Source organism: Variovorax sp. P5_A3 (assembly GCF_056400665.1).
Window position 1 is genome coordinate 73,210 of record NZ_JBFUKW010000016.1, and the last position, 16,082, is coordinate 89,291.

General features: G+C 65.5%; 13 protein-coding genes. 3 read left to right on the forward strand and 10 right to left on the reverse strand.

Annotated elements, in window-relative coordinates; all coding sequences use genetic code 11:
• Nucleotides 1-99: 99 nt before the first annotated feature.
• The 10 genes from AC1D3B_RS22985 to AC1D3B_RS23030 form a co-directional block, all read right to left on the reverse strand.
• Complete coding sequence (locus AC1D3B_RS22985) at nucleotides 100-1,356, reverse strand: WcaI family glycosyltransferase (RefSeq protein ID WP_478192987.1); 1,257 nt, start codon at nucleotides 1,354-1,356, stop codon at nucleotides 100-102.
• 7 nt (nucleotides 1,357-1,363) lie between these two features.
• Nucleotides 1,364-2,584, reverse strand: a complete 1,221-nt coding sequence (locus AC1D3B_RS22990; RefSeq protein WP_478192988.1) for a glycosyltransferase — start codon at nucleotides 2,582-2,584, stop codon at nucleotides 1,364-1,366.
• Nucleotides 2,581-3,930, reverse strand: coding sequence for a hypothetical protein (locus tag AC1D3B_RS22995; RefSeq protein WP_478192989.1), 1,350 nt, complete (start codon nucleotides 3,928-3,930; stop codon nucleotides 2,581-2,583). The genes AC1D3B_RS22990 and AC1D3B_RS22995 overlap by 4 nt, the downstream gene beginning before the upstream one ends.
• Complete coding sequence (locus AC1D3B_RS23000; protein ID WP_478193037.1) at nucleotides 3,927-4,595, reverse strand: glycosyltransferase family 4 protein; 669 nt, start codon at nucleotides 4,593-4,595, stop codon at nucleotides 3,927-3,929. The genes AC1D3B_RS22995 and AC1D3B_RS23000 overlap by 4 nt, the downstream gene beginning before the upstream one ends.
• 509 nt (nucleotides 4,596-5,104) lie before the next feature.
• Entirely contained in the window at nucleotides 5,105-5,770 is a 666-nt protein-coding gene (locus AC1D3B_RS23005) for an acyltransferase (RefSeq protein ID WP_478192990.1), read from the reverse strand.
• A complete protein-coding gene (locus AC1D3B_RS23010) occupies nucleotides 5,767-6,747 on the reverse strand; it encodes a hypothetical protein (protein WP_478192991.1) in 981 nt (326 codons plus the stop codon). Before AC1D3B_RS23010 ends, AC1D3B_RS23005 begins: the two co-directional genes overlap by 4 nt.
• A 25-nt stretch (nucleotides 6,748-6,772) precedes the next feature.
• The gene (gene fcl, locus AC1D3B_RS23015; protein ID WP_478192992.1) at nucleotides 6,773-7,738 is read right to left on the reverse strand and encodes a GDP-L-fucose synthase; all 966 of its coding nucleotides are present in this window, start codon (nucleotides 7,736-7,738) and stop codon (nucleotides 6,773-6,775) included.
• A gap of 44 nt (nucleotides 7,739-7,782) precedes the next feature.
• Nucleotides 7,783-9,222: a mannose-1-phosphate guanylyltransferase/mannose-6-phosphate isomerase gene (locus tag AC1D3B_RS23020; RefSeq protein WP_478192993.1), complete on the reverse strand. Its 1,440-nt coding sequence runs from the start codon at nucleotides 9,220-9,222 to the stop codon at nucleotides 7,783-7,785.
• Complete coding sequence (locus AC1D3B_RS23025; RefSeq protein WP_478192994.1) at nucleotides 9,219-9,941, reverse strand: sugar transferase; 723 nt, start codon at nucleotides 9,939-9,941, stop codon at nucleotides 9,219-9,221. The genes AC1D3B_RS23020 and AC1D3B_RS23025 overlap by 4 nt, the downstream gene beginning before the upstream one ends.
• A 506-nt stretch (nucleotides 9,942-10,447) precedes the next feature.
• A complete protein-coding gene (locus AC1D3B_RS23030) occupies nucleotides 10,448-13,456 on the reverse strand; it encodes an Rne/Rng family ribonuclease (RefSeq protein ID WP_478192995.1) in 3,009 nt (1,002 codons plus the stop codon).
• A 538-nt stretch (nucleotides 13,457-13,994) separates the two neighbouring features.
• On the opposite strand from AC1D3B_RS23030, the gene AC1D3B_RS23035 reads away from it, so the two are divergent.
• The 3 genes from AC1D3B_RS23035 to AC1D3B_RS23045 are packed head-to-tail and all read left to right on the forward strand — an operon-like array spanning nucleotide 13,995 to nucleotide 16,081.
• Nucleotides 13,995-15,044: an RluA family pseudouridine synthase gene (locus AC1D3B_RS23035; RefSeq protein WP_478192996.1), complete on the forward strand. Its 1,050-nt coding sequence runs from the start codon at nucleotides 13,995-13,997 to the stop codon at nucleotides 15,042-15,044.
• Nucleotides 15,037-15,705 (forward strand): HAD-IIIA family hydrolase, encoded by a 669-nt coding sequence (locus AC1D3B_RS23040; RefSeq protein ID WP_478193038.1) that lies wholly within the window; start codon nucleotides 15,037-15,039, stop codon nucleotides 15,703-15,705. Before AC1D3B_RS23035 ends, AC1D3B_RS23040 begins: the two co-directional genes overlap by 8 nt.
• A 10-nt stretch (nucleotides 15,706-15,715) precedes the next feature.
• Nucleotides 15,716-16,081: a Rieske (2Fe-2S) protein gene (locus AC1D3B_RS23045; protein WP_478192997.1), complete on the forward strand. Its 366-nt coding sequence runs from the start codon at nucleotides 15,716-15,718 to the stop codon at nucleotides 16,079-16,081.
• The last annotated feature ends 1 nt before the right edge of the window (nucleotide 16,082 follow it).

Here is a 16,082-nt window from a genome sequence, read left to right on the forward strand (position 1 = left end):
TGACCGGGGGCAACACCGGCGGCCCGGCGGAGCCGGTTCCGCGGTGTTCCTGAACTCGCCCCAACCCCCATTGGCCCGGCATAGCCGGGCCTCGCTGTTTCAGGAAGGGGCCTGGCTTTGACGGCCTTGGGGTTCGGGGGTGATGCAGTCCTGCAGGTCGCGTTCGAATTGCGCCAGTACCGCGTTGCGGTCGAAGCGTTCTTCAGCGAAGGCGCGGGCGCGGATGCCTAGGTCGCGGCGCAACTCAGGTTGCGTTGCCAATCTCACGACGGCGTCAGCGAACGCTCTTGCGTCGTCTGGTGGTACTGCCATTCCGCACTGTGCAGCGACCTTGCCCAGTTCCGTTTCGGGCCGTGCGCCGGCGACGACGGGGCGGCCGCTGCTGAGCATGCCGGTGAGCTTGGAAGGCATCACGAGGTCGGCGGCGTCGGCGCGCTGGGGCAAGAGGTGAATGTCCGCGAGGCCGAGCAGGTCGCCCAGGCGTTCGACGGGTTGGAGGTCGAGGAAGCGCACGTTGGCCGAGCCTTCGCAGCGCTTCATCAGGTCGGCGCGGCCGGCGCCGTTGCCGCAGAACACGAACTGCAGCTTCGGCTCGTCGCGGAGCATGACGGCGGTTTCCGCCAGCAACTCGAGGCCCTGCTTGGCACCCATGTTCCCGGAGTACAGCGCGACCACGGCGTCGGAGGGGATGCCGAGTTCGGCCCGGTAGGGACTGTCGGCGCGCAACGGCTGGATGGCGGATACGTCGGCCCAGTTGGGCAGTGAGACCAGCCGCGCATCCTCGGTGCCCTTGGTGCTGGCGCGCTCCATCATGCGCAGCGAGATGGTCGAGATGCGGTCGAAGCGTCGCATCAGGCCACGCTCGATCGACGCGACGAGGGAACGCAGGCGCGCACCCTTGAGCAGGCCGAGTTCGAACGCGGCGTCCACTTCGTAGTCCTGGATGTGGAGCCAGGCCTTGGCCGAGCGCAGGCGCGCGAACGCGAGGGCGGCCGGCGAGCAGAACAGGGGCGGTTCGGTCACCCACACCACGTCGGGCTTCCAACGCCACTGCGCGAGCAGCGCGGGCACGCTGGTCAGCGCGAAACTGGCCAGGTGCAGGAGGCGGCGAAGGCCCGTCACCTTGCGCGGGACCCACAGCGGCGTTCGGATGACGGTGGCGCCGTGCCATGTCTCGGTGGCATAGCGCGAGGCGCTGTAGCCGGGCCAGACGGCCCAGTCGGGGTAGTAGGGCGGCGCGGTGACGACGCGCACCTCATGGCCCTGCGCGGCCAGCCAGGCGACCATCTCGCCCGTGTACTTGCCGATGCCGGTGAGTTCCGGCGCGAAGTTGATTCCGTAGACGAGCAGCTTCATGGGGCCTTCAGACTGCGTTGCGGCGCGGGCTCGGCGCACCTTGCGTACCTTGGAGAGGACCGAAGCGCGACGCCCCGGGCGAGTGGTCGCCGATGATCTGGACGAGCGTTTCGGCGACCTGCCCGACCTGGAAACGGAACTGGAAGCAGCGCAACGCCGCGACACGCATGGTCGCCACTTCCGACCGCGGCAGCGCCAGCCAGCGCCGCAGCGTCTCGACGGTCGATTCGAGCGTGTCGTCGCCGACGAGGCCCGCCCCGTCCTCCTCGATTTCGCGCCAGATGTTCACCTTGTTGCTGATGAGCACGGGCTTGCCGCAGGCGAGCGCTTCCACGACGGCGATGCCGAAGTTCTCCTGGTGCGACGGCAGGCAGAAGGCATCGGCAGCATAGAAGGCGCCCCATTTCATGTCGCCGGACACCATGCCCGTCCAGGTGATGCGCGATGCGATGCCGAGTTGCTCGGCGCGATTCTTCAGTTGCTGGACGAGGGTCTCCTCGCCGGGGCCGGCCATCACCAGGCGCAGGTCCTGGGCATCGGCCAGCACGCGGGCGAATGCCTCGACGAGCAGATCGCCGCCCTTCTTCTCATGGACGCGGCCGAGATAGAGCAGCAGCCGCTTGTCTTTGAGTTCCGGGAACGCCGCAAGAAAGGTGGCCGAGAGCTCCCGCGCGTGCGAAGGCGGTGAAGACGTGCCGTAGGAGCCGACCACTTCCCGCGCGCGGTAGAGCCAGAAGGATTGCCGAGCCAGCACGCGCTCTTCCTCGCAGGTGAAGATCACCGCGGCCGCATCGCGCAGCACCCGGTACTCGCCCCAGGGCCAGTAGAGCCACTTCTTCAGGTGCTTGAGTGGATAGCGGCGCTTGAACCATGGATCCAGCATGCCGTGCGTGTAGACGAAGTAGGGCGTGACGGACCGCCTCAGTGCCCGCCATGCCGCGAACCCGGTGTATTGCCAGAGGCCGTTGACGATCACGGCGTCGTAGGCCGCCGCGTGCTCGCGCAGCCAGGGGACCACTTTCGCGTTGTAGTGATAGCTGCCGCTCGACGGGCCCAGTGCGTGGACCGGCGCGGGGCAGTCGCGCACGATCTGCTCGGTCGGTCCGTCCAGCGACAGCAGTTCGCTCGTGTGTCCGAGGGCGACGAGCGCCTGGTGGATTTTCAGCACGCCCTCGATCGGTCCGCCTCCTCGGGGGTCGACCGACGTGATCAGGTGAAGGAGCCTCACGACGACGCGCTTCGAGGAGGGAAGAATTCCATGTTCGGGAACCTGAAGACCAGCAGCCCGAACGCCAGCATCGGCCCCAGCAGGCCATGCGCGGAGATCTGGCCCACCGCTGGCCAGGTGAGGACGGCCAGGGCCACGGTCATCCAGAGAAGGATCGGGTACACGGAGCGCTGTCGGTAGGCGAGGCGCACGCTCTTGCCGATCCCGATGGCCAGCACCACGAGCTTGAGCGCGGTGAATGCGTAGCCGATCAGGCCACCTTCCAGCAGGATCCGGCTGGCCTCGACTTCGGCCAGCGCGAAGACGGTGGAGTCGCCGGTGCGCACATAGGTGGCCAGGTTCGAGCCCAGCCCCAGCCCGTAGCCGAGCCAGGTGATCTTCTCGTAGGTGTAGGGCTCGCCGATGAAGATGTGGAGCATGCGCTCCCAGAAATCCTCGACTTCCGAAGCCTGCTCGAAACGCTGTCCGGTAACCTCAATGGCCCCGCTGAATGCAAAGAGGAGCACGCCCACCAGCATCATGCCGAACACGATGGCAATGGCTGCCCTGACTTTCCCCTTGCCCTTGGCCAGCCAGAGCCTTCCTGCAAAGTAGGTTGCCAGCATCACGCCCGAGTAGATGACGGCGGCGCGCGATCCGCTGACCACGCTGGCGATGACAAAGCCTCCCAGCACCGCCGTCACGAACAGGAACTGCAGCTTGGTTCTCTTCCTTGCGCCGACGAGCGCAAAGACGAGCGGCGCCACGAGCGCGATGAAGGTGGAATAGCCGAGCGTGAAACTGAAGGTCCCTGTCGTGCGGACCACGCCGGCCACCGCGACGAAAATCCCTTCCTCGTCGCCACCTTCCAGTTGGGCATTGATGCGCGCGCCGGGCGGCGAAAAGTGTTGCACCACCGAGAGCGGCGCCATGATGAAGAGAACGGTGGCGGCCACCAGGACGGCGGCGCGGTAGTCGGCTTCATTCATCGCCGCGGCCGCGGCAACGCCAAACCAGATATAGAGCAGCCAGAAGCGCAAGCCGATGAGCAGCACGGTCGGGGAACTCTCCCCGCCGACGAGTTGCAGCAGTCCCCACGCCACGACCAGGCACGACCACGCCAGCAGCACCGACGTGACGCGCTTCTGCCTGCGCAGGGCACCGCTGCTCCAGGCGTGGGCGATCAGGTAGATCGCGATCAGGTCGCGCACCAGGATGAGCGGCAGCGTGGCACCCGATGCGACCCACTTGCGGACTGCGCCTTCTAGCACGACGATCAGGAAGACCGCGATGAACGCATAGCCGGCACGGCTCAGCGAAGCGCGCCGACTCAACGCGTGCGGGAGCTGCGCTGCCGCCGTGCTCATTGCACGAACTCCTCCAGGAGCCGGCCCGCGCGGGAGCGGTAGCTGGCCCATGAGAAGGCTTGGCCGGAGCGCATGGCGGCCGGGCGGGCGGCCTGCAGCAGGTCAGGGTTCTCGATGAGTTTGCGCACAGTGATGTAGAGCGCGTCGGCGTCGGGTTCGACGATCCAGCCGCTGCCCGGGTAGTCCTCGACCATGGCCTTGGCGCCGGTCTGCGTCGACACGATGGCCGGCGTGCCGCAGGCCATGGCTTCGGCGACGACCATGCCGAAGGAGTCCGACCGGGAGGGCAGGAGCAGGCAGTCCGCCTGGGCCAGTACCGCGTAGAGCTCCTTCTGGGGCGCATTGGCCGTGTGTCGGGCATTGGGCGTTGCCTCGACCGCGCTCAGCAGGCTCTGATCGCCGACGCCGCCCATGAACTCCAGGTCGTACGTCAGGCCATCCGCATGCAGGCGCCTGAAGGCATCGACGATCAGGTCGACCGACTTGCGATGGCACAGCGTGCCCGCGAAGACGAACCTCGGGCTTCCCTGCGGCGGCTGCCAGGTCGGGATCTGGGCCGGCGGCTCGGCGCCCAGCAGCAGCGGGCGAAGCTTGTCGCGGGAGACGCCGTTGGACACGTAGCTCTCGGCGGCCAGCGGCGAGCAGGTGAGGATCAGGTCGGCCATCTGCACCTCCGCGTCTTTCCGCCGATTGATCTCGGGAGTGTAGGGCGTGGCGCCCTGGCCGATCAGGTCGGCTGCCGCCTTGTGGTGGAACGCAGCCGCATCCAGAACGCAGCGCGCGCCGACCGCCTTGGCAGCCTTGAAGGTGTGGTACGCCGCATTCTCGTAGGCGACGACGACCTCCGGCTTGAACTGGAGGATCTGTCGCGCGGCCCAGGCATCGAACCAGTGGAAGATGCGATGGGTCGTGTCGGAGGAGTTCCGGTTCTGGCTCAACGAACTCACCACGCGCAATGCGAACTGGAAACGCGCCGGATGACGGCGCAGCGTCCCCGGGATGTCGACGTGGCGAACCTTCTGACGATATCTTGCCGGCAGCCACCACGGTGGCGCCTCGCCCTCCGCGGTCACCGGCACGCCGGACCAGAACGACTGGAGCAGCGACCGCTCATGAAGCGCCAGCGCGAGCTGGTGCGAGTGCTGCAGCCCGGGATGGGTGACGAGGACGGATCTCATGGTCGCGGCTCCGCGCCCGCCCCGCCGTGCAGCGGTTGTGGCGTCGCCGCAGCGGGAATTGCCTTGTCGTGGCCCGTCCATGCCTCATAGGCGGGCAGCAGCGACACAGGGTCGTAGCAGAGGTCGGGTGGCCTCGCGTTGAGGCGGATCGTTGCGGGATTGCCCGTGGCCACTGCCAGCGGGGGAACATCCTTCGCAACCACCGCGCCCGCCCCCACGACGGCGCCATAGCCGATCCTCACACCGGGGAGGATCGTCGCGCCGACGGCGATCCACGCGTAGTCTTCGATGTGGACCGGCTTCTGGAAGAGCCTCCAGCCCGGGTCGCCCACGTGATGGCTGGCGGTGAGGATGGTGACCCTGTCGTTGATGACCACGCGCGATCCGATGGTGACGGTGTCCAGCACGACGATTTCTGCCGAACCCGAAATGAAGGTGTGCTCGCCGACACGCAGGTTCGAGGCTGGCCCCTTCAGGTCGAAGCGGTCGAGGATCGACAACGCGCCGACTTCGACGCCCCGCCGCCGAAAGCTGCGTCGCCGCCACAGGATCTTGAGCAGCGCGCGGAAGTTCAGTGCGCGCTTGGCCCACACCACGAGCCAGCGCTTCGAGCCCAGCGCGGGCCGTTCACGGGACGTCCAGAGAAAGCGGATGTCGCTCACTTTCGTGCCTCGGTGATCAGCGCCCGGAGGGCCGAGACATGGGCGCTCACGCAATGCGGTTCATACCATTGGCGCGCCGCGCGGCCGACGGCGCGCGAATCGATGATCGACGAATCCAGCGCGTTGAACCCGGCCGCATAGTGCACGTTGGCGGTGAGGCCGTCGTGCGATCCGTAGTCGTGCCAGAGCAATATCGGGCAGATGCCGTGCGCGCTGTATGCGGAAAAGACACTGCTTTTCGACACATAGTCCGGCGGGTAGGACAAGGCACCGTACGCACCGGTGGACAGGGCGCGACTCACGTCCTCCGCCGACAGCTTCCCGTGCATGACGACGCCTTCCTGCGCGAGACGTTGCGCCAGCGCGCTGTCCTGCATCGTCGGTCCGATGTCGTGGATCTCGAGGCCCGATCGCTTCGCGCAGCGGAATATCTCGCCGTCCGACCAGTTGTACACATTGGCCCGCACGGCGGAACTGCCGAAGACGATCAGGTGGGGTTCCCTGTCCGTGTTGATCGAAGGCGGCTCCCCGACCGTCGAGAACACCGGCAGCACGCGATACGGCGCGGCCTGCCCTTGGTCCTGCAGCCAGCGGCCGGACTCCTCGCGATTGGTGAGCCAGAAGTCCGAGAGCGTGAGCAGTTGCCTGGCAATCCGCTTCTGATACCTGTTGAGCCAGAACGCCGATCCCAAGGGCGAACCGGCCGGGGCGAACAACTCGTGAAACACGATGCCGAAGGCGTTGAACTGCGTGCGCAGGCTGCGAATCTTCCGCACCAGCCACACCGGAACGCCCCGTTTCTGGAAGCCGTAGCCGCTGAAATGAAGCAGCAGGAAATCGCCCGACAGCGACGAGGTATCGGTCGTGGGCGTCAGCTCCAGCAAGGGTGTCTGAAGCTGGCCACCGACGGCGGTCGCATAGTCGCGCACCCCGCCGGTTCCGGGCGGAATGATGGAGATGGAGGCTGCTGCGTGCATGCTGAAATCCCGGCCGGGATGCCCCTCAAGCGACGAGTTCTTCGCTGCAGAAATCTTCGTACGCGCGCGCAATTCCTGCGCGCAGCGAAACCCTCGGCTTCCAGCCGAGTTCGCGAATGCAGGAGATGTCGAGCAGCTTGCGTGGCGCGCCGTCCGGTTTGCTGGTGTCGTAGTGGATCGCGCCGCGGTAGCCCACCACGTCGCTCACTGTCTGCGCGAGTTCGGCGATCGACTGGTCTTCACCGCTGCCGACGTTGATATGGCTGGCCATGACGTCGGTGTGGGCCGCATAGGTCTCGCGTGGGAGGTCCATCACGTGCACGCAGGCGCTCGCCATGTCGTCGACATAGAGGAACTCCCGCTTCGGCGAACCCGTGCCCCAGATGACCACGGAGGGTGCATCGTTCAGCTTCGCCTCGTGGAAGCGGCGGATCATCGCCGGCAGCACATGGCTGTTCTCGGGGTGGTAGTTGTCGCCCGGGCCATAGAGATTGGTCGGCATCACGCTGCGGAAGTCGCAGCCGTATTGCCGGTTGTAGCTCTCGCAGAGCTTGATGCCTGCGATCTTCGCCACCGCATAGGGCTCGTTGGTGGGTTCGAGTTTGCCGGTCAGCAGGGCGTCTTCGGCCATCGGCTGCGGGGCGAGTCGCGGATAGATGCAACTCGATCCGAGGAAGAGCAGCTTGCTCACGCCCGTGCGCCAGGACTCGTGGATCAGGTTCGCCTCGACCATCAGGTTCGAATAGATGAATTCGGCCGGATAACTGTTGTTGGCATGGATGCCGCCTACTTTCGCGGCAGCGACATAGACCTCCTGCGGCCGTTCCGCAGCGAAGAAGGCGCGCACCTGCGCCTGGTCGGTCAGGTCCAGCTCCGAGCGGCTCCGGGCGATGATGTGGGTGTAGCCTTTCTCGGTCAGGCTCCGCACGATCGCGCTCCCCACCATGCCGCGGTGGCCCGCCACGAAGATTCGCTTCTGAAACTCGTTCATTGAGATACCGTGTCGGCCAGATGTTGACGGAATTGGCGGATCGATCAGGCGAGTTTTCTCTCGCCCTCGGAGCTCGCGGCGGCATCGTCGAAACGCACGATGTCGTCTTCGCCGAGGTAGCCGCCGGTCTGCACTTCGATCACTTCGAGCGTGGTCTTGCCGGCGTTTTCCAGCCTGTAGACCGCGCCCACCGGGATGTAGATCGACTCGTTTTCCTTGACGAGTCGCGCCTTGTCGTCGCAAACCACCCGTGCCGTTCCCTTGACGACGACCCAGTGTTCGGCGCGATGGTGATGCATGCGCAGCGCGAGGCGTGCGCCCGGCTTGACCGTCAGGCGCTTGACCGCGAAGCGTTCGCCGTCGTCGATGCTGTCGTAGGCACCCCATGGCCGCGGAATGCGCCGATGCCGCGTTGCCTGGCTGTGGCCGTGCGTGGTCAGCAGGGCGACCACGTCCTTGACCTGTTCGGCGAATTCGTTGTGCACGACCAGCAATGCATCGGGCGTGTCGATCACCAGCAGGTCCTTGGTGCCCAGCGCCACCACGGGCCTGCCGGGCGCGTGGATGAAGGTATTGCTGGCATTCATCGCGAAGCCGTGGCCGCTGATGCGGTTGCCATTGGCGTCTGTATCGTGCAGGTCGGCGACCGCATTCCAGCTCCCCACGTCGCTCCAGCGGCCCTGGAAGGGGATGACCGCGACACGGTCGCATTTCTCGAGCACCGCATAGTCGATGCTCTGGCTGCGGCAACGCCCGAAGGCAGCGCCGTCCATCCGGAGGAAGTCGCCGTCGACATCCACTTCTGTCGTCGCAACCCTGCAGACGTCGAGGATGTCGCTCGCATGCTCCTGGAGCGCGGCAATCAGCACCTTGGCCTGCACGAGAAGAATCCCGGCGTTCCAGAGGTTGCCGCCTTCGAGCAGCAGTTGCTCGGCGCGGACAGCGTCCGGCTTTTCGATGAAGGCTGCGACCGCATGGCCTGCTTCGGCGCCCAGGGAGGCTTCGAGGGGGGCGCCTTGCCGGATATAGCCGTAGGCCGTGCTTGGGAAGGTCGGCTCCACGCCGAAGGTCACCAGGTATCCCGCGAGTGCCGCAGGGATGCCCTTCTGGATCGTCGCGACGAAGCGCTCCGAGTCGGGAATGTGATGGTCCGCGGGAGCGAAGAGCAGCAGGCGTTCCGGGTCGGCCAGTAGAGCCGTCGCTGCCATCGCTGCGGCCGTGTTGCGTGCCACTGGCTCGAGCAACTGCTTGCCGGTCACATGGGCCGCATCGATCCCTTCCTGGACGAGAAAGCGATGTTCTTCCGCCGCAACGCAGGTGACTTCGTCGTTGAGCAGCCGAAGGCGTTCGAGTGTGAGCAGGAGCAGGCTCTTGTTGCCGACCAGCGGCACGAATTGCTTGGGAAGCGTCTTGCGCGACAGCGGCCACAGTCGAGTGCCGCTGCCTCCGCAAAGGACGACCGGCTGGATCTGTGCCTGTGTCACCGCGAGCCCTCCCCCGTGATGACGGCGCGAACCGTCCGCACCAGGATCTTGACGTCGAGCCATAGCGACCAGTTGCTCACGTATTCCACGTCGAGTTCCACGCGGCGCGCGTAGGACAGCCGGTTGCGTCCGCTGACCTGCCACAGCCCAGTGATGCCGGGTCGCATGGCGCAGTAGTGCTCCCAGCCCTTGCCATAGAGACTGCGCTGGCGCTCCATGCAGGGACGGGGGCCGACGATGCTCATGTCGCCCTTCAGGACGTTCCAGAACTGCGGAAGTTCGTCGAGGCTCAGCTTGCGGATGAACTGGCCGATCGGCGTAATCCGCGGGTCCTTTTCCAGCTTCTGGAAAGTGTCCCATTCAGTCCGGGCCATGTCGTTGCGGCTGAGGAACTCGTCCAGCACGTCCTCCGAATTGCGAACCATCGACCGGAATTTGTAAAAACGGAAGCGCTGTCCGCGTTCGCCCAGGCGGTTCTGCCAGAAGTGGACCGGACGCCCCATGCTCACCGCAACGCCCAACGCGACGAGCAAATAGAGGGGGCCGAGGATGATGAAGAAGGTCAGCGCGCCGACGATGTCGAAGGTCCGCTTCACGGTGCGTTCGACGAAGCTGAGCTTGCGCGGCTGTGCGTAGACCGAGGGCGAGGGAGGCCCACCACCGTCGGGGGAAAAACGTCTGACCACGTTGCCATGTGCGGTCGAGTCTGAACGAAACATTTGAAAATCCCCCGTAACGGGTGCTGCCTCAATCAAGGAGCGCGGCAGTGTAACGCTTTACTACTATTAGCAAGAATTTGAACATATGCTGCGGCTGCTGTGATGTCAACTAAAGCCGTACATCTTCCGCCAAACGGCCTAGTCTCCCCACTCTGTAGAGAAGCTCGGAACCGGCATTGGTGCAGCGCAACATATGAAACCGAAGTGTAGTCCTTTTGTATGACAAGATGTTAACGTGAAATCGATCCGAGCTGTTGTTTACATACGCCGTTCGGCGCTTTGTGACTTAGTACGGCCGGTTTCGTTTGTGCGGCGCAGCAAAACATCTGGCCTGTGACATGGCTGGAAGCACGAGTGAGCCGATCCTGCTCTCTCTGAATGTGGGGGAGGGACTCCGCTGGCGCTGGCGGCGGTCTTCCCAAGTGCTTGTGCGGGAATTCCTATCACCGCGCAGGCAAAAAAAAGGGAGGCCATCGGCCTCCCCTTGGTACTGGAGTCTCGGTGACTCAGTGATGGGCGCTTGCGTCCTGTGCAGGTTGCTGCTCGAACGGCAGCACCATCGAGCCCAGGTCGCGACGCGTTTCGACCAGGACCAGGGGGCCTTCGTCGATCACGATCGCGGGCGGCCGCTCGCGAGGCACGTGCACCGGCTTGGGTTCGGCAGCGATGGCAGCGCGAACCTGCGCGACGCGTTCGGCGTCCGAATTGACCCAGTGCAGCCCGGAGCCTTCCGCCACTTGGGCGAGCTCGTGCAGGGGCAACTCGAATGGCTGAACCTTCGGGAGTGTGCGCGAGGAAGGTGCGCTCGCCTCCACGATGATCGGCTGCGCCACAGGTGCCGCAACTCGCTCGGTGCGAACGGGGGCCGGAGGCGCCTCGACCTGCGCATCGCCGCTCGCCGCAGCGGGAACGGCGATGGCGGGCTGGCCCACGTCACCTTCTTCGCGGGGGCCGCGCTCGCGGCGATCACGCCCGTAGCGGTCGCGCGAACGGCCGCGACGCTCTTCGCCTTCGCGGCGCGGTGCGACATCTACCTGTTGGCCTTCGCCGTGTGCATCCGCGTCCATGGGCGCGCCGGCATCGATAGCCTGGGTTGCCGGTGCAGCCTCGTCGGGTCGTGCGGCACCGTCGTTGCGACGCTCGCGGCGGCCGTCGTTGCGGTCGCCTCGGGGGGCACGCTCTTCGCGGCCATTGCGCGGTGCGCGCTCCGTCGGAGCGCTTTCTTGCGACGCTTCGACATTCGCGTCGCGGGCGACGTCGCCGTTGCGTTCGCGCTGGGCGTCGGCGTTGCGGTCACCACGCTCGCCGCGTTCACGACGTTCGCCGCGACCGCGAGGCGCGCGTTCCGAGGGCGCAGCCACCTCTTCGATGCCCGCGCCGTTCTGGGCAATCGCCTGTGCGTCGAACTGGATGTCGGCGGCCTCAGCTGGCAACTGGCGCGTTTCGCCATCGCGACGCTCGCCGCGCCCTCGGCGCTCTCCATCACGGGGAGGACGGGCCTCACGCTGCTCGCGTGGCTCTCGGACCTGGCTCTCGTTGCGTGCCTCGTTGCGACCTTCACGTCCTTCGCGGCGTTGCTCACCGTCACGACGCTCGCCGGAGCGTCCCCCACGGCGATCGCCGTCGCGACCGCCACGACCTTCGCCGCGTCCGCCGCGGCGCTGTTCGCCTTCGCGGGCAGTGCGTGCTTCGCCGTCACGGCCGCCACGGCCGCCTTCGCGGCGCGGCTTCGGTGCTTCGACGGGAATGACGGCGGGCGCGGGCGCCGGTGCTGCGCCGAACAGGCTCTTGATCCATCCGATGAAGCCGGTTTCCGCGGACTTGCTCGCGGCGGGCGCCGTCGCAGCCACAGGCGCTGGCGCAGCCACCGGCGGACGCACCGCTTCGGGCTTCGGCACGGCGACCGGCGCTGGTGCGTCAGGCAGCACGCCCTTGATCACCGGCGTTTGCCTGTTGGTCGGCTCCTGCGAACGGCGCGTCACGGAGGTCGGATCCTCTATCTCGTCCGCCATCTTGTAGCTGGCCTCGATGTGATCGAGCCGCGGATCGTCGTGCTTGAGGCGTTCCAGCTTGTAGTTGGGGGTTTCGAGCGTCTTGTTGGGCACCATCAGCACGGTCACGCGCTGCTTGAGTTCGATCTTGGCGATCTCCGGACGCTTTTCGTTCAGCAGGAACGAGGCCACTTCCACCGGCACCTGAACATGCACGGCGGCCGTGTTGTCCTTCATCGACTCTTCCTGAATGATGCGCAGGATCTGCAGTGCGCTCGATTCGGTGTCGCGGATGTGGCCCGAGCCGCCGCAGCGGGGGCAGGGGATGGACGAGCCTTCGCTGAGCGCAGGCTTCAGGCGCTGGCGGCTCATTTCCATCAGGCCGAACTTGCTGATCGAACCGAACTGGACGCGTGCCCGGTCCTGGCGCAGGGCATCACGCAGGCGGCTTTCGACTTCGCGGCGGTTCTTCGACTCGTCCATGTCGATGAAGTCGATGACGATCAGGCCGCCCAGGTCGCGTAGGCGCATCTGGCGTGCCACTTCGTCGGCGGCTTCGAGGTTGGTGCGGGTCGCGGTTTCCTCGATGTCGCCGCCCTTGATGGCGCGCGCCGAGTTCACGTCGACGGAAACCAGCGCTTCGGTATGGTCGATCACGATGGCGCCGCCGCTGGGCAACTGCACCGTGCGGGCGTAGGCCGATTCGATCTGGTGCTCGATCTGGAAGCGGCTGAACAGTGCCGCGTCGTCGCGGTAGCGCTTCACGCGGGCGGCGTGTTCCGGCATCACGTGCGCCATGAACTGCTGCGCCTGATCGTAGATGTCGTCGGTGTCGATGAGGATGTCGCCGATGTCGTGATTGAAGTAGTCGCGGATCGCGCGGATCACCAGCGAGGACTCCTGGTAGATCAGAAAGGCGCCCTTGCCGCCCTTGGCCGCGCCGTCGATGGCGGTCCAGAGCTTGAGCAGGTAGTTCAGGTCCCACTGCAGCTCGGGTGCCGAACGGCCGATACCTGCGGTGCGGGCGATGATGCTCATACCCTTGGGGTATTCGAGCTGGTCCATCGCCTCCTTGAGTTCGGCGCGGTCGTCGCCCTCGATACGCCGGCTGACGCCGCCGCCGCGCGGGTTGTTGGGCATCAGCACGACATAGCGGCCGGCCAGCGAGATGAAGGTGGTGAGCGCTGCGCCCTTGTTGCCGCGTTCTTCCTTCTCGACCTGGACGACGAGTTCCTGGCCTTCCCTGATCGCCTCCTGGATCCGGGCCTGGCTGGCCGAAACGCCCTCCGCAAAATACTGCTTGGAGATTTCCTTGAACGGCAGGAAGCCGTGGCGGTCTTCGCCGTAGTCGACGAAACAGGCCTCGAGCGACGGCTCGACGCGGGTCACGACGGCCTTGTAGATGTTGCCTTTGCGCTGTTCGCGCCCTTCGATCTCGATTTCGTAGTCGAGGAGCTTCTGCCCGTCGACGATGGCCAGGCGGCGTTCTTCAGCCTGCGTGGCGTTAATCAGCATCCGCTTCATGATGCGTTGTCCTTTGTTTCGTATCGTTCTACCGGTCCATGACGGACCTAACGATGCACGGACGACGTCGCGCGAAACGAAGGAATTGCCGCTGTGCCCTGTCTGCCTTGGCCACCGCGCGAGCGCGAACAGCCGCATCGAGTGTCAAGTCGATGGCAGTCGGGGTGGGGGCGCGTGGATGGGCGCGAGCCCGATGTGGTGTTGACTTGCTATATTTTTTATAGCGATCGGCGCAATGGTGGCGCGCTCTACTGGCGACTCAATACCTGCGGTCGCTGGTGGCAGCCAGCGCAGGAACAGTTGAATCAGTAGCATCAACACAAGGTACTCGCTTCGATCCGCCGGCAGCTTGTAGCCTGCCGGCTGGGGTATTCCGTATCGGTGTTTCGTGGGCGTCGGCTTGACTTGGATGAAATGCTCGCCGCCTTGCGCTCTTGCGCGTGGCTTGCGGACTCGACATCAAAGCGGCATCGACCTCACAGCGCTCCTTGCGGTGCTCTAAACTTCTGATTAATCAAGCACTTACAAGACCGCGCTGGTGAAAAACATTATAGGTGCGAAGCCAAGCCCTGCGGCAGCAGAAGTTCGCTTTCTGACGGTCGACGGGGAATCCGCTGGCCAACGGCTGGACAACTTCCTTTTCCGACATCTCAAGGGCGTGCCGAAGACCCATGTCTACCGGATCATTCGCTCGGGAGAGGTGCGCATCAACAAGGGGCGCGTCCAGGCGGAGACGCGCCTTGCCGAGGGCGATGTGCTGCGGCTGCCTCCCGTGCGCGTGTCGGCCCGGTCGGAAGAGGGCGCGTCACCGCCCGCGCCGCCGCGCGAGTTCCCGCTGCTGCACGAAGACGATGCGCTTCTTGCCGTCAACAAGCCGGCCGGCGTCGCGGTTCACGGCGGCAGCGGCGTGAGCTTTGGCGTCATCGAGCAGCTGCGAACGGCCCGGCCCGCTGCCCGATTTCTCGAACTGGTGCATCGCCTCGATCGCGAGACCTCGGGCATCCTGCTCGTCGCCAAGAAACGCAGTGCGCTGACGGCGTTGCAGGACCAGTTTCGCGAGCGGGAAACCGGCAAGACGTATCTGGCACTGGTGGAGGGCGACTGGCCCGCGAACCGAAAGGTGCTCGACGCTCCGCTTGCCAAATACCTGCTGCCGAGTCAGGCGGGCGCGTTGGAAGGCGAACGGCGCGTGCGCGTCGTTGCCAAGGACCATCCCGATGCGATGCGCGCCGTCACGCTCGTGAAAGTCCTGGCGCGCTTCACGCTTCCCGGGGACACCGCCTCGTTCTCGCTGCTGGCAGTCACCATCAAGACTGGCCGCACCCACCAGATTCGCGTCCACCTCGCTTCGGCCGACCACGCGATAGCCGGCGACGACAAGTACGGCGATTTCGAGCGCAACCGCGCGCTGCAGAAAATCGGATTGAAGCGCATGTTCCTGCACGCCTGGCGCCTGCAATTCACCCATCCCGTGAGCGGGGAACGCATGGCGCTCCAGGCGGATCTCCCTCCGGAACTGAATGCCTTGATGCCCCATGCAGCGCTCGAAGCGCTGGCGGCCCATCCATTACCCACATCTCATGACTGATCTGCACCCGCGCCGCTTCGACCTGATCGCCTTCGATTGGGACGGAACCCTCTACGACTCGACGCGACTCATCGTCCGCTGCATCCAGGCCGCCGTGGTCGACGTCGGCGGCGCAAAGCCCAGCGAGACCGACGCCGCATGGGTCATTGGCCTCGGACTGGCCGAGGCGCTCGCCCGCGCCGCGCCCGACGTGCCCAGGGAGAAATATGCAGAACTCGGCGCCCGCTACCGCTACCACTACCTGCAACATCAGGATGATCTCGTGCTGTTCGACGGCGTCCTCCCCATGCTCGATGCGCTCCGTGCGCGCGGGCACAAGCTGGCGGTTGCTACCGGCAAGTCGCGGCGCGGCTTGAACGAGGCGTTGGCCTCGAGCGCGCTGCGCGACCGTTTCGATGCTTCCCGAACTGCCGATGAAACATTTGGCAAGCCACACCCGCGCATGTTGCTCGAATTGATGGATGAACTCGAAGTTCCGGCGGAACGAACCCTGATGATCGGCGACACCACGCACGATCTCCAACTCGCGATCAACGCCGGATGCGCAAGCGTCGGCGTGTCGTACGGCGCGCATGAACCGGACACCTTCGATGAACTCACCCCTTTGTACGTGGCGCATTCGGTTTCAGGATTGAAGGATTGGCTTCTGGCGAACGCGTGAGAATCCGTCCATGAGCGAATGCATACCGCTTTGCAATGCGTCCGACCTAGTGGAGGGTGGTCGAGCGGTTCCGTTCGACGTCGTGCATTCGGGGCAGACCTGCCGGGCGTTCGCGGTTCGCTTCGAGGGCGTGGCGCATGCCTATCTCAACCGCTGCAGCCACGTGGCGATGGAACTGGACTTCCAACCCGACCGCTTCTTCGACGACAGCGGCCAATGGCTCTTGTGCGCCACACACGGTGCCGTCTACAAGCCGGACACCGGTGAATGTGCTGGCGGCCCCTGTCGCGGCGGCCTGGTGAAGATCGCCCTGAGTGAACGCGACGGCGTTGTGCACTGGCATACTGCCTGGAACCTCCAACCCCTCGCCTTTTGAG

Excerpts from the sequence above, each read along its gene's own strand:
- AC1D3B_RS22985 (WP_478192987.1), bottom strand. The coding sequence starts at position 1,356 with ATGAAGCTGCTCGTCTACGGAATCAACTTCGCGCCGGAACTCACCGGC.
- AC1D3B_RS22995 (WP_478192989.1), bottom strand. The coding sequence starts at position 3,930 with ATGAGCACGGCGGCAGCGCAGCTCCCGCACGCGTTGAGTCGGCGCGCT.
- AC1D3B_RS23000 (WP_478193037.1), bottom strand. The coding sequence starts at position 4,595 with ATGGCCGACCTGATCCTCACCTGCTCGCCGCTGGCCGCCGAGAGCTAC.
- AC1D3B_RS23010 (WP_478192991.1), bottom strand. The coding sequence starts at position 6,747 with ATGCACGCAGCAGCCTCCATCTCCATCATTCCGCCCGGAACCGGCGGG.
- fcl (WP_478192992.1), bottom strand. The coding sequence starts at position 7,738 with ATGAACGAGTTTCAGAAGCGAATCTTCGTGGCGGGCCACCGCGGCATG.
- AC1D3B_RS23025 (WP_478192994.1), bottom strand. The coding sequence starts at position 9,941 with ATGTTTCGTTCAGACTCGACCGCACATGGCAACGTGGTCAGACGTTTT.
- AC1D3B_RS23030 (WP_478192995.1), bottom strand. The coding sequence starts at position 13,456 with ATGAAGCGGATGCTGATTAACGCCACGCAGGCTGAAGAACGCCGCCTG.
- AC1D3B_RS23040 (WP_478193038.1), top strand. The coding sequence starts at position 15,037 with ATGACTGATCTGCACCCGCGCCGCTTCGACCTGATCGCCTTCGATTGG.
- AC1D3B_RS23045 (WP_478192997.1), top strand. The coding sequence starts at position 15,716 with ATGAGCGAATGCATACCGCTTTGCAATGCGTCCGACCTAGTGGAGGGT.